The sequence below is a fragment of the Bullifex porci genome (genome assembly GCF_009695635.1).
GTDB classification, from domain to species: Bacteria; Spirochaetota; Spirochaetia; order Sphaerochaetales; family Sphaerochaetaceae; genus Bullifex; species Bullifex porci.
On sequence record NZ_VUNN01000003.1, the window covers coordinates 23,979 to 38,056 of the forward strand.

Genomic DNA, 14,078 nt, shown 5'->3' on the forward strand with positions numbered 1-14,078 from the left:
CTTTTCAATTAAGAATCGTAAAAAAAAGCTCTTTGAGGAAAATCCCAAAGAGCTATATTTTTACATTGTTACATGCATCTTTTCTTTTATTTGGCGAATGTTCTCATTTCCAATTTCATTTGCCTTCTTAGTACCTTCAGCAACTATTTCCTTAATTAAGGAAGGATTTGCTTCATACTTACTTCTTCTCTCTCTCATTGGATCAAGAAGCGCATTAAGCTTTTCATTTAATAGCTTCTTACATGCAACACATCCCATCTGTGCGTTTTTACACATTGAGCAAACATTCTCAACCTCTCCAGCATTGAAGGCCTTGTGGTAGTGATAAACAGCACAAACATCTGGGTTTCCAGGAGTCTTAACACTAATTCTATTAGTATCTGTTTTAGCGTTTCTAACCTTATTCCATACCTCTTCTGGAGTATCAGAAAGGTAGAGAGCATTTCCTAAGCTCTTACCCATCTTACTATTACCATCTAAGCCAGCAAGTCTTGGAACTTGAGAGAGTTTGTAATCAGGAACAGTAATTGATGTACCATAGAGCTCATTAAACTTTCTAACTAGCTTTCTAGAGAACTCTAGGTGAGGAACCTGGTCCTCTCCTACTGGAACTAAATCGGCATTACAGAAGGTAATATCTGCAGTTTGTGATACAGGATATCCTAAAAATCCATATGTAAGCTTAGAGAAATCATAGCTGAAATCACCATCATTTTCTCCAAAGCCATAGTTTCTTGATTCACTCTTAATTGTTGGGTTAATCAAGAGGTGGTTAACTGTTGTGAGCATTGAATAAAAAATTGTAAGCTCTGCAATAGCTGGTACCATTGACTGCTGAATAAAGGTTACCTTCTCAGGATCAAGTCCAGCAGCAATATTATCCATTGCTACATTATAAATACTCTCATTAATTAACTCAGGTCTTTCAAAGTGAGTTGTTAGTGCCTGTACATCAGCAATCAAAATAAAGGTTTCATAATCATTTTGAAGAGCAACTCTTGTTTGTAAAGATCCAACATAGTGTCCAATATGGAGCTTTCCTGTAGGTCTATCTCCTGTTAATATCCTTTTCATATTCTTTCCTTTTTTAGTGTTTGCAATGATCACAATTGCATGATCCAGAATGAGGATTATCTGTACAATAATATCCTGAGCCGTGATATACAACAGCTACATCAGAATATATCTTATTAATTGATTTCTTTGCACCACAATATGGACAATCCTCTAAAGGTGCATCACTAAATGATCTCTGCAATTCAAATTCTTTATGACAATTCTTGCATCTATAATTATAGATCGGCATTTTAAATTAAACTCCCGCTAGCAGCTTTAATCTGTAGCTCAAAAGCAGCAAGCTCACTCTCACTCATAACTCGATCACGAATCATTACCTTATCATCTTCGGTATAATATTGCAAAGCAAGAGCCTTGAAATCTGGCTTTTCACCTAATCTCTTTAGCTCAGCAACTACTTGGTTCCTAAGTAGAGTATTTAGTGTCTTTGCTAAGCTTGGACTCTTCATTGTAATATCAGCATAGAGGTAGAAGACACCTTCATTCTCTATTACATATATAACTGCATCACTCATCTGGATGATAACAGAATAAGGTAAATCAAAGCCAAGAGAAATCATTGTCTGAGGAGATCTTACATATAAGCCCATTACACTTTCACCTAATAGCTTTGCCTTTTCATCACTAATCTTGATAACTCTATTTTTAATAGTACTATCATAGAGCTCTGCATAGCTATCATTAGAGAAAAGTATAACGCCATTGGTAGGAGAACCAAGCTCTATAGTTCTACCCTCATTTGAATAGAACTTTACTCCATCCTCCTTAAACTTTGAGAACTCCTTTGAAAAGCCGAGTCCAGTGTTAATCATGAACTTGCTATAATCCCCTTCTATTGCACCAGAGATATCCATAGATGCAATATCAGCAGGATAAGGATCATCCTCTAAATACTCATCCTTTGAAAGAGAGACAGAAATACGTGAGCTCTTTTCTAGGATACTATTTAGAAGAGAATCATTGACACCCAAAATAGAGGGTCTTACCTCTCTAGCCTTTTGAGTATCAACGGTTACAACAATTTCAGAATCCTCCCCCATAGCTTGGAAATAATATCCATCTGTAAATTCATGTGTGTGTTTACATGAAGCGAGTAATAAAACTACAACAACAAAGAGGAGGATCCATTTTTTCATACTTTTTCTACCTTTACCTTTGCTTTTTCTTCTCCAACTTCAGCCTCAATACCATCGTTATCTGCGATGATAATCTCATCAGAAAGAGTTTCATTTGCAATATAAGCCTTAAAATTCTCAAATGCCTTATTAGCAACCTCAGATGAGAATACTGTAAGTCTGATGTGGTCAGAAACAGCTAAATTAATTTCCTTACGTCTTGTTTGAACTGCTCTAACTAGATCTCTTGAAAGTCCTTCCTCTAAGAGCTCTTGAGTTATTTCAGTATCAAAACCAACTGTCAAAGCACCTTCGTTAACGACCTTAACGTTTTCCTTCTCGCTTCTCTGAACAAGGATATCATCCTTAGTGATATCAATCTCGCCAGCACTGAAAGCAACCTTCTCAGCCTTACCATCAAGGATTTCAGCAATCTTATTTGATGTGAAGCCCTGAATGATAGCTGCAACTTCCTTCATATTCTTTCCAAGCTTAGATCCAAGTACCTTGAAATTAGCTTTACAAGAGTATGTTACAAGCTCACCCTCATCGCTTTGGAGTAATACCTTCTTAACGTTAAGCTCTTCACGAATGATATCACTATCTTTTTCTAGGATAGCTCTATCCTCATCATCTCTATCAACAATGAAGTAAACAGAAAGAGGCTGTCTAACCTTGAGGTTAGAGTTTGCTCTTAAGGAACGTCCCATTGCAACAGCCTTCATTACAAGATTCATTTCCTTCTCGAGCTTACCATCTCTCTCGTTCTCGTTGTAAACAGGGAAAGAGCAAAGATGAATTGACTCTGGCATATCATCACTTCTTAAATTCTGATAAATCTCTTCGGTTACAAAAGGAATGACAGGACATGATACCTTTATAAATGTCATGAGTACCTTATAGAGTGTATCATATGCACTCTTCTTATCGCTATCACTCTCACTCTTCCAGAATCTTCTTCTTGATCTTCTGATGTACCAGTTATTTAAATCATCAACAAAGGCAACAATAGCTTGACATACAGCTTGAACATCATATGCATCAAAGGCCTTAGTAACTGCATCAACAAGGTGGTTGCTCTCTGAGATAATCCACTTATCAAGAGGATTAGCAAGCTCATCATATGGTGTCTCTGATGGTGTATATCCATCGATGTTAGCATATGTAACAAAGAAGGAATAAGCATTCCAAAGAGGTAGTAATAAAGTCTTAATTACTTCCTTAACACCCTCTTCACTAAACTTTAAGTCATCAGCCTTAACAACTGTTGAATTTAAAAGCGCAAAGCGAAGAGCATCAGCACCATAGGATTTAACGATCTCCATTGGGTCTGTGTAGTTATGTAAGCTCTTACTCATCTTCTTACCATCAGCAGTTAATACAATACCTGAGCAGATACAGTTCTTAAATGCAGGCTTATCGAAGATACCAGCTGCGATAACAGTAAGTGAATAGAACCAGCCTCTAGTTTGGTCAAGACCTTCATTAATGAAGTCAGCAGGGAAATGAGCTTCGAATCTTTCCTTGTTCTCAAATGGATAGTGCATCTGAGCATATGGCATTGAGCCTGACTCAAACCAACAGTCGAGAACGTCAGGAATTCTTCTCATTGTTCCCTTTCCATCTGGGCTTGGCCATGTGATGTTATCAACAAAGTGCTTATGGAGGTCTGTTACCTTTACTCCACTCTTCTCTTCAAGCTCTGCACATGAACCAATTACTTCAATGTAATCAGAACCATCACACTTCCAAACAGGAATTGGGTTACCCCAGAATCTATTACGGCTAATAGCCCATTCTCTAGCACCCTCAAGCCACTTACCAAAGCGTCCATGCTTGATATGGTCAGGAACCCAAGTAATCTGCTCATTAGCAGCAAGCATCTTTTCCTTAATCTTTGGTACATCAACAAACCAACAGCTCATTGCTCTATAAATTAAAGGAGCACCTGTTCTCCAGCAGAATGGATATGAGTGGAGGTAGTTTTCTCTCTTTACGAGCTTACCATGGTCCTTTAACCACTGAATAATTGGTTTATCTGCATCCTTAACAAATACACCCTCCCAATCTGGAACCTCAGAAGTAAACTTACACTCTTCATCAATTGGACAGATTGTAGGAATTCCAGTACCCTTAAGTACCTGGTAGTCCTCTTCACCAAAGCCAGGAGCTGTATGTACGATACCACAGCCATCCTCTGTTGTTACGTGGTCACCACAAACAACAACAAAGGCACCCTGCTTCTTGAGGTCTGCAAAGTAAGGGAATAGAGGTTCATATGTCATGCCCTTTAGCTCAGAGCCCTTAACCTCTTTAACGATTTTATAATCCTTTGCATCCTTGTAATACTTACCAATTAGGTTCTTTGCAAGGTAGTAATAGTCATGGCTCTCAACATCCTCAAGCTTAACATAGTCAATATCTGGACCTACACAAAGCGCAAGGTTTGATGGAAGTGTCCATGGAGTTGTTGTCCATGCTAAGAAATATGAATTTTCTTCACCATCTACTGCGAAGCGGATAGTAACAGCTGGATCTGTTACATCCTTATAGCCGCCAAGGTTAACCTCCATATTTGAAAGAGGACAAGCCAAAGCAGGAGAATATGGAAGGATGTTAAAGCCTTCATAGATAAGTCCCTTGTCATATAGGGTCTTGAATACCCACCAAATGGACTCCATATAGTCCTTATCCATGGTTCTATATCCATTTTCAAAGTCAACCCAACGACCCATTCTATTTACGGCATATTCCCACTCTTTAGTATATTTCAAAACAGATGAACGACACTTTTCATTGAAGCGGTCAACACCATATTCAACTATAGCATTATGACCTGAAATTCCAAGCTCTTTCTGAATTAAGCTCTCAACTGGGAGTCCATGGCAGTCCCATCCAAAGCCTCTAACTACTCTCTTACCCTTCATAGTCTGGTAGCGAGGAATTGCATCTTTTATTGTACCTGGAACAAAGTGACCAAAGTGAGGAAGACCTGTAGCAAAAGGAGGTCCATCATAAAATACATATTCATTGTCAGCCGGTCTACCCTCAACCGACTTCTTAAAGATATCATTTTGCTTCCAAAAGCTGAGAACACCCTCTTCCATTGAAGCAAAATCAACTTTATTGTTTACGCTCTTAAACATTATGAAATCTCCTAAAAGATATTGCAATTATGTTATTATATACTCATATTTTGTTCAATATGACATAGAGAAACTATAATCGTGTGTTTGCATATTTATGAGTTTTTTCATACACTTATTTTTGATGACAAAATACCCTTTTAATAGCGACATGTTAGCACTCGGAAAGAAGTTTAATGAAGCAGGCTTCTCACTATATCTTGTAGGAGGAGCAGTTCGTGATTTTCTCCTTAAAAAGGAAAATGATGATGCTGATTTCACAACAGATGCAACACCAGATGAAGTAATAAAGCTTTTTCCAAAAGCAACAATTCCAACTGGGATCAAGCATGGAACTGTTACAGTTATCTTTAATAAGCAATCATATGAAATAACAACTTTTAGAACAGAGGGTAAGTATTCAGATAGCCGTCATCCAGATAATATATCCTTTGTACGCTCTCTTGAGGAAGATTTATCTAGAAGAGACTTTACTGTAAATGCATTTGCTGCTTCTACAAAGGATGGAGCTATTATAGATTTGCACAATGGCCTTGAGGATTTAAAAAATAAAGTTATAAGGGCTATAGGATGTGCTAAGCAACGTTTTGATGAAGATGCATTAAGAATGCTAAGAGCAATACGTTTTGCATCAAAGCTTGGGTTTAAAATTGAAGATACTACCTTCGATGCTATAAAAAAGGACTCATCAAGAATAACTATTATTTCAAAGGAAAGAATCAGAGAAGAAATATTTAAAATAATTGATAGCCCTAACCCTTCTTATGGCTTTAAGCTCTTAAGAGAATCAGGGTTGCTAAAGTATATTATTCCATGCTTAGACCAAGCATATGGCTTTGAGCAATTAGGAAATCATAAGGAAGATGTTTTTTTTCATACCCTTTCTGCGCTTGAGGCTGCTAAAAGCTTAGGTTATCCATTTATAGTTAAGCTAGCTATATTATTTCATGATCTTGGAAAAATAGAGGCTCGTAGAGGTAGCGCTCAAGAAGGCTACACCTTCTATGGTCATGAATTAATCTCTGCAAATATTGCAAGAAAAAATCTAACAGAGCTTAAGTGCTCAAATGAAGAAATTGAGAGAACAACCAATTTAGTAAAAAATCATATGTTCTCATATACTCCAAATTGGACAGATAGTGCTGTTAGAAGATTTATATTACGTGTAGGGATAAATGATATTCCATATCTCTTTGACTTGAGAAAAGCAGATGCTCTATCAATGGATGAAAAAGCAGATTTTACACTCTTAAATGAATTTGAAAATAGAATTCAAAAAGAACTAGAAACTCAAAATGCGCTTACTCTAAAAGACTTAAAGCTTAATGGAAACGACATTAAAAGCTTATTTAATGTTCAAGGTAAAACTATCGGAAATGTTCTCTCATACTTACTCGAAGAGGTTATTGAGGATCCTTCGCTAAATGATAGGGATAAGCTCATTAATCTTACTAAATTATTTCTATCAAAATTGTCTTAAACCTCAAATTTGTGAAAAATTAAAAATTTTTTTGTATTACTAGTAGGAGGTAATAAAAAAAGAGAAAGTAAATTCTCGTTATACTTTCTCGCCAAATACTACATTTTCAAAAAGGATTATAATTTTGATCATAAGAACAAAATATACAAAAGAAGAAAGGGAAATTGTGCAGGAATTAAGGCCAATTGATGACACCTTATTTCGAACAATGGCTAAGGGTAATATTATTCTTGTAGAGCATATCGTCAGATTATCTTTAAATAGAGATGATATAAAAATCTTAAGTGTAAATACTCAAGATGATATTCACCTCTTTAAAGATAGTCACTCTGTCATACTAGACTGCCTTGCAGTTGATAGTGAGGGTAATTTATATAACATAGAGGTACAAGCAACTAACACGGGTAATTTGAGAAAGCGAGCAAGGTATATATCATCGGCAATAGATGTTAAATATACTTTGGAAGCTGGAGAAAAGGACTATAATAAAATAAAGGACCAAATTGTTATATTCTTGATGGAGGATGATATCTTTGATAAAGGTAAGCAGTTATATGAATTTAAGAGGTATGATGACCAATCGAAGTTGTCACTTGATGATGGCAGTCGTATAATTTATATAAATGCAAAGAATAAAGGCAGAGAAGAATTAGACAATTTAATGCAAAGCCTTATATCAAGTGATTATAAGACAATGAAAGACGATGTAATTAGGGAGTGTACTATGTATTATAAGACAAGTGAAATTGGTGAAGACGAAGTTTGTGAAGCTATGCGTGAGTATGTTGCAAGGAATGTTGAAAAATCCTTTAAATCAGGCAGGGCTGAAGCTTTATTAGACTTAGTTAAAAAAGGCAATATTACCTTAGACTGTGCAATTGAGAACTCAAAATTACCTAAAGAAGAGTTCTTATCTATCGCTAAATCATTAGGGTATAATATTTAAGAACAAAAAAGAGCAGTAGTTATAAGCTATTGCTCTTTAATCACAAAGTCCAAGCTGCTTAAGAGCTAAATGAGCAGCATTTTGTTCTGCCATTTTCTTATTACTTCCTTCTGCCATACCATAGCACTTTTGTCCCAAGAAAACCTTAACAAAGAATTTCTGTTCATGATTAGGACCTTCAACATGGTCCAAGAAATACTCTGGTACTTTATTTTTTTTCTTTTGAAAGTAAATTTGTAATATGCTCTTATAATCTTTATTATTATTTCTACCTTCTAAAACCTTCTCTACCTGCCCAACAATAAAGGAAAGAATAAAGCTCTTTGCACATTCAAAGCCCTTATCAAGGTAAATAGCAGCAATTATTGCTTCCATACAATCGGCAAGGATTGCTTTCTTTTTTCTACCTTGATGCATCTCCTCACCCTTACTAAGTAGTAGATAATCAGAAACACCAAGCTTTAAAGCAACCTCATTTAAGCTATCCTCAGAAACAACAGATGCTTTAATGCGAGAAAAATCACCTTCCTTAAGAACTGGAAGATTTTCGAAAAGATACTCAGCAGTTACCATACCAAGTATACTATCACCAAGAAATTCTAGACGCTCATTATTATCAACATCACCTATTACCTCATTTGCATATGAGGTATGGGTAAAGGCAAGATTGAGCAACCTTATCTCAGTAAAATGGATACCAATTGTATCTTGAAAAACTGAAAGCTCCTCAATACGCTTTTGATTAAGCTGAGGAGCCTTTAGGTAGTACTTTTCCACAATCAGCCGAGCTGTTCGCTTAAGAATTTGACAGCATCGCCTACTGTCTCGAACTCAGTAGCCATATCATCAGGAATGGTAACGCCTAACTCCTCTTCAATAGCATATACAAGCTCATATGTATCAAGGCTGTCAGCGCCAAGATCCTTTCTGAAAGATGCAGAAGGAACAACCTTTGCAGGATCGACAGAAAGCTTCTCAGCAACGAGATCTCTTACTTTTGCAAGAACTTGATCTTGTGTCATTTTAATTCTCCTTATTCAGCATCCTTCTCGATGACCTGCTTACCATTGTAGTAACCACACTTTGGGCATACCTGGTGTGATGGAACAAGGTTTCCACATGTCTGGCAAGGGGAAAGAGTTGGAGCTGCGAGCTTCATGTTAGCAGCCTTGCGTGATGCTGCCTTAGATTTTGATGTTTTATACTTTGGAGTTGCCATTTATTTTAACCTCTCTAGTTTATTTCCGTGATAAGACACTTTTACGATATTACCAATATCAATAATATTCGTCAATACCGAGCCAATTTCTTATTGTAGAAAATAATCTGCTAACAATACTATTATTAACAGATTATTCTTCTGTGTCAAGAAAAACTAATTGCTCAGTTCCCTTCGTTATCGATAAAGCCCATCATATCATTAATTGATGCCCCTGGAGCAACCATTGGAAGAACCTTATCATCGATAGGAATCTCACAATCAACAACTACACCCTCATTAAGTTCGAATGCAGATTTCAAGATTGCTTCAGCATCATCATCGGCCTTTAATCTCATACCCTTAACGCCATAAGCATTAGCAAGCATAACCCAATCAAGTGGAGTATCAAGAGTAGTCTCACTATAGTGCTTTTGGAAGAATAGGTTTTGCCACTGTCTAACCATACCTAAGCAATGGTTATTAAAGACTAGGATAACTACTGGGAGCTTATATCTTGCAATAGTGGCTAGCTCATTGCAGTTCATTCTAAAGGAACCATCACCTGCAACATTTACTACCCTTGCTTCAGGATTAGCAATTTGAGCACCAATTGCAGCACCTGTACCAAAGCCCATGGTACCTAAGCCACCAGAAGTAAGGAAATGTCTTGGCTTGTTGTGCTTTAAGTATTGAGCTGCCCACATTTGGTGCTGACCAACCTCGGTAGCAACAAATGCATCCTTCTCAGTAGAAAGAACATCATCAAGAGCCTTTAAAATCTCTCTAGGTCTTTTAGACTCTAAGGTTACCTTCATAGGGAAGCGTCTCTTTGCATCCTGAACTCTATCCATCCAATCCTTATGCTCTCTCTTTTCAAGGCGAGAGTTAAGAATTGTTAATATCTCCTTTATATCACCAACAACATGACTATCAGAGATAATGTTTTTGTCAAACTCTGCTGGATCAATATCGAGCTGAAGGATACGCGCTTGAGTTGCAAAGGTAGAGCCCTTACTAATAACTCTATCAGAGAAACGAGCACCAATGACTATTAATAGGTCACAGGAGTTGACCATTAAATTACTAACCTTAGTTCCATGCATTCCAACCATACCAGTAAAACGTGGATTAAAGCTTGGAACAGCTCCTAATGCCATTAGAGAAGAACATACTGGAGCATCAATTCTATCGATAAATTCAACTAATTCAGCTGAAGCATCAGATCTAATAACGCCACCACCAATGTAGCACATAGGTCTCTCTGATAATGAAATTAAATTAATAGCCTTTTCAATATCATCATCTCTTAATCTAGAGGTGCTTCTCTTTACTGGCTCGATCTCAACTCTTTCATACTCAATTAAATCCTGCTGAATATTCTTTGGGATATCAACTAAGACAGGACCTGGTCTACCCTCTTTAGCAATTTTGAAAGCCTCTCTCAAAGTTGCTGCAAGCTCATTTTTATCCTTTACTATGTAGTTATGCTTAGTAATAGGCATAGTAACACCTGTAATATCAACCTCCTGGAAGCTATCGCGACCAAGAAGAGTTACAGGAACATTACCTGTAATAGCAACTACTGGAGATGAGTCCATATATGCTGTAGCTAATCCTGTAACAAGATTAGTAGCACCAGGACCAGAGGTTGCAATACATACACCAACCTTTCCAGAGGATCTAGCATATCCATCAGCAGCGTGGCTAGCACCCTGCTCATGGGCTGTAAGGATATGTTTAATTCTATCCCTATTCATATACAATGCATCATAGAGAGGGATTACCTGACCACCTGGATAACCAAATACACGGTCAACTCCCTGTTCAATAAGACATTCTATTATTAATTGTGCACCTGTTATTTGCAATTTAATTCTCCTTAAAGATAGCACCCATATTGGCAGATGTAACTCTCTGAGCATAGCGTGCTAAGTATCCACTATTAATCTTAGGCTGATGTGGCTTTAAATTCTTTCTTCTTTCCTCTAATACTTCATCACTTACTAAGAGCTCAAGAACTCCATTGTTAATATCGATGTGTATTTCATCACCACTTTCAACTAAGGCAATAGTACCACCTAGAGCAGCCTCTGGAGATACATGTCCAATTGAAGCACCACGAGTAGCACCTGAGAATCTACCATCTGTAATCAATGCTACTTCCTTATCAAGTCCCATACCTGCAATAGCTGAGGTTGGGGAGAGCATCTCTCTCATACCTGGACCACCCTTTGGTCCTTCATATCTAATAACAACTACATCTCCTGAGACAATCTTACCGGAGAAGATTGCTGCAATAGCTTCCTCTTCACTGTTATATACCTTTGCCTTACCTGTATGCTCTAGCATCTCTGGAGCTACTGCTGATCTCTTAACAACAGCACCATCTGGAGCAAGGTTTCCACGAAGGACTGCAATACCACCAGTTGCAGAATATGGGTTATCAATAGGTCTAATAACCTCATTATCCCAGTTATGAGCCTTATCAAAGCTATCTGAAATTGGATGACAGGTTACAGTCATCAAATCTCTCTTAAGAAGATTCTTCTTATCAAGCTCCTTCATTACAGCCATAACACCACCAGCAAGATTTAAATCCTCAATATGGTCCTTACCAGCTGGAGCTAGGTGACAAAGATTTGGAACCTGTGCAGAGATCTCATTAGCTTTGAAAATATCAATCTTAAAGCCCGCTTCATGAGCTAATGCTGGCAGGTGAAGCATAGTATTTGTTGAGCAGCCAAGAGCCATATCAACCTTTAAAGCATTTTCAAATGCATCTGGAGTCATGATATCGCGAATTCTAATATTCTTCTCTAGAAGCTCCATAATCTTATAGCCACTTTCCTTGGCAAGTCTCTCTCTTGCTGAATATACACAAGGTATAGTTCCATTTCCAGGAAGCGCAGCACCAATAGCCTCACAAAGACAGTTCATACTATTTGCAGTGTACATACCTGAGCATGAGCCACATGAAGGACATACACTATTTTCCCACTGAAGAAGCTCCTCATCATTCATCTTTCCAGCTGCATGCTTACCTACTGCTTCAAACATGCTAGAAAGACTCATTCCTCTCTTGTCCCCTCCTGGAAGGTGACCAGCTAGCATTGCACCACCAGATACAACGATAGTAGGAAGATTTAATCTTAGGGCAGCCATAAGCATACCAGGTACAATTTTATCGCAGTTTGGAACAAGTACTAAGGCATCAAAAGGATGAGCTGTAGCCATAACCTCAATTGAATCAGCAATTAGCTCACGGGAAGCAAGAGAGTACTTCATACCGGTGTGTCCCATTGCAATACCATCACAAACACCAATAACAGGGAAGGTTACAGGATTACCACCAGCTTCTCTAACTCCAGCCTTTACAGCATCAACAATACGATTAAGCTGTACATGTCCTGGGATTATCTCATTATAACCAGAGACGATACCAATCATTGGCATATTAATTTCTTTATCTGTCCATCCGAGAGCCTTCATAAGGCTTCTATGAGGAGCTCTTTCTGGCCCCTGTGTCATTACATCACTTCTTTTCATTTAATTCTCTCCACTATAGCGTCACCCATTCCAACAGTACCGACCTTAATCATTCCATCTGTATAGATATCTGGAGTTCTGTAGCCATCCTCAAGTGCTTGATAAACAGCAGCTTCAACACTATCTGCTTCCTTAGCTAAGCTGAAGGTATATCTGAGCATCATAGCTATAGACAAAATAGTTGCAATTGGATTAGCAATATCTAAGCCCGCAATATCTGGTGCAGAGCCATGTATTGGTTCATACATACCAAAGCTATCCTCTCTCAAGGATGCAGATGGAAGCATACCAATAGAACCAGTAATCATACTTGCTTCATCAGATAAAATATCACCAAACATATTCTCAGTTAAAATAACATCAAATTGATGTGGGTTTCTAACTAGCTGCATTGAAGCGTTATCAACATAAAGATGGTCTAAGCTACAATCTGGATAATCCTTCTTAACCTCTTCAGTAGTTGCTCTCCAAAGTCTACTTGTCTCAAGAACATTTGCTTTATCGACACTAGTTACCTTTCCATTTCTCTTTTGAGCAATTTCAAAGGCCTTTCTTGCAATTCTTTCGATCTCAGGCCTTGTGTAGCTCATGATATCATAAGCTTCATTTCCATCTTCGCTTTTACCCTTTTTACCAAAGTAAATACCACCAGTTAGCTCTCTAACAACCATGATATCTAAGCCATCACCAATGATATCTGAACGAAGAGGACAAGCACTTTTTAGCTGCTTATATAAAATAGCTGGTCTAAGATTACAAAAGAGTCCTAAGCCACTTCTAAGTCCTAAAAGAGCCTTTTCAGGTCTATTAGAGGACTCAACCTTATCCCATTTAGGACCTCCTACAGCACCAAGAAGAACTGCATCGCTCTTTTTACATACCTCTAGAGTCTCAGGAGGAAGAGATACTCCCACCTTATCAATAGCAGCTCCACCTGCAAGAACAGTCTCGTAGCTTACACTATGGTTATTTAGCTGACAAACCTTATCTAAAACTCTAATTGCCTGTGCAACAATATCTGGTCCAATTCCATCACCTGGAACTACAGCAATTTTTAAATTCATTAATTATTCTCCTTTGCCATATATGGAGCTAGCCCGCCTGCAGATATCAAGCTCTGCATAAATGGAGGGAATGGTTCAGCCTGATACTCCTCATTTTTAGTAAGGTTCTTAATTACTCCACTATCGAAATCAACCTCTACCTCATCACCTGCTTCAATATTGTCGCAAGCCTCTTCACACTCTAGGATAGCAAGACCAATATTAATTGAATTTCTATAGAAGATACGAGCAAAGGAACGAGCAATTACACATCCAATACCACTTGTTTTAATAGCTAATGGAGCGTGCTCACGGCTAGAGCCACATCCAAAGTTTTTATCAGCTACGATGATATCACCCTTTTTAACCTTCTTAACGAAATCCTTATCAATATCCTCCATGCAGTGAGAAGCAAGCTCCTCAGCATTGCTAGTATTTAAATAGCGTGCAGGAATGATTACATCTGTATCAACATTATCCTTATATCTGAATACCTTTCCTTTAGTCTTCATAATCACTCCTCC

The 14,078-nt window shown here is 37.7% G+C and carries 13 protein-coding genes; 2 read left to right on the forward strand and 11 right to left on the reverse strand.

The window, feature by feature from the left end; translation table 11 throughout:
• Positions 1-60: 60 nt before the first annotated feature.
• Genes trpS through ileS form a run of 4 tightly spaced genes read right to left on the reverse strand, consistent with a single transcriptional unit; the run spans position 61 to position 5,338 of the window.
• Positions 61-1,074, reverse strand: coding sequence for a tryptophan--tRNA ligase (gene trpS / locus FYJ80_RS02350; RefSeq protein ID WP_154424523.1), 1,014 nt, complete (start codon positions 1,072-1,074; stop codon positions 61-63).
• A 13-nt stretch (positions 1,075-1,087) separates the two neighbouring features.
• A complete protein-coding gene (locus FYJ80_RS02355) occupies positions 1,088-1,306 on the reverse strand; it encodes an FmdB family zinc ribbon protein (protein WP_154424524.1) in 219 nt (72 codons plus the stop codon).
• Between the two features lies 1 nt (position 1,307).
• Positions 1,308-2,213 carry a hypothetical protein gene (locus tag FYJ80_RS02360; RefSeq protein ID WP_154424525.1) on the reverse strand — a complete coding sequence of 302 codons (906 nt, stop codon included), beginning with the start codon at positions 2,211-2,213 and terminating at the stop codon, positions 1,308-1,310.
• Complete coding sequence (gene ileS, locus FYJ80_RS02365; RefSeq protein ID WP_154424526.1) at positions 2,210-5,338, reverse strand: isoleucine--tRNA ligase; 3,129 nt, start codon at positions 5,336-5,338, stop codon at positions 2,210-2,212. The genes FYJ80_RS02360 and ileS overlap by 4 nt, the downstream gene beginning before the upstream one ends.
• A 124-nt stretch (positions 5,339-5,462) precedes the next feature.
• On the opposite strand from ileS, the gene FYJ80_RS02370 reads away from it, so the two are divergent.
• Positions 5,463-6,818 (forward strand): CCA tRNA nucleotidyltransferase, encoded by a 1,356-nt coding sequence (locus tag FYJ80_RS02370; protein WP_154424527.1) that lies wholly within the window; start codon positions 5,463-5,465, stop codon positions 6,816-6,818.
• A 166-nt stretch (positions 6,819-6,984) separates the two neighbouring features.
• Positions 6,985-7,764, forward strand: a complete 780-nt coding sequence (locus tag FYJ80_RS02375) for an Rpn family recombination-promoting nuclease/putative transposase (RefSeq protein WP_154424528.1) — start codon at positions 6,985-6,987, stop codon at positions 7,762-7,764.
• A 36-nt stretch (positions 7,765-7,800) separates the two neighbouring features.
• Here FYJ80_RS02375 and rnc read toward each other — a convergent pair whose 3' ends face one another.
• The 7 genes from rnc to leuD form a co-directional block, all read right to left on the reverse strand.
• Positions 7,801-8,541 carry a ribonuclease III gene (rnc, locus tag FYJ80_RS02380; protein WP_320595935.1) on the reverse strand — a complete coding sequence of 247 codons (741 nt, stop codon included), beginning with the start codon at positions 8,539-8,541 and terminating at the stop codon, positions 7,801-7,803.
• A 2-nt stretch (positions 8,542-8,543) separates the two neighbouring features.
• Positions 8,544-8,786 carry an acyl carrier protein gene (gene acpP, locus FYJ80_RS02385; protein ID WP_154424530.1) on the reverse strand — a complete coding sequence of 81 codons (243 nt, stop codon included), beginning with the start codon at positions 8,784-8,786 and terminating at the stop codon, positions 8,544-8,546.
• Between the two features lie 11 nt (positions 8,787-8,797).
• Positions 8,798-8,983, reverse strand: a complete 186-nt coding sequence (gene rpmF / locus FYJ80_RS02390) for a 50S ribosomal protein L32 (protein ID WP_154424531.1) — start codon at positions 8,981-8,983, stop codon at positions 8,798-8,800.
• Positions 8,984-9,147: 164 nt separating this feature from the next.
• Complete coding sequence (gene ilvB / locus FYJ80_RS02395; protein ID WP_154424532.1) at positions 9,148-10,833, reverse strand: biosynthetic-type acetolactate synthase large subunit; 1,686 nt, start codon at positions 10,831-10,833, stop codon at positions 9,148-9,150.
• Position 10,834: 1 nt separating this feature from the next.
• Positions 10,835-12,511 (reverse strand): dihydroxy-acid dehydratase, encoded by a 1,677-nt coding sequence (ilvD, locus tag FYJ80_RS02400; RefSeq protein ID WP_154424533.1) that lies wholly within the window; start codon positions 12,509-12,511, stop codon positions 10,835-10,837.
• Positions 12,508-13,575 (reverse strand): 3-isopropylmalate dehydrogenase, encoded by a 1,068-nt coding sequence (gene leuB, locus FYJ80_RS02405; RefSeq protein WP_154424534.1) that lies wholly within the window; start codon positions 13,573-13,575, stop codon positions 12,508-12,510. The genes ilvD and leuB overlap by 4 nt, the downstream gene beginning before the upstream one ends.
• Complete coding sequence (gene leuD, locus FYJ80_RS02410; RefSeq protein ID WP_154424535.1) at positions 13,575-14,066, reverse strand: 3-isopropylmalate dehydratase small subunit; 492 nt, start codon at positions 14,064-14,066, stop codon at positions 13,575-13,577. Before leuD ends, leuB begins: the two co-directional genes overlap by 1 nt.
• Positions 14,067-14,078: the final 12 nt, after the last annotated feature.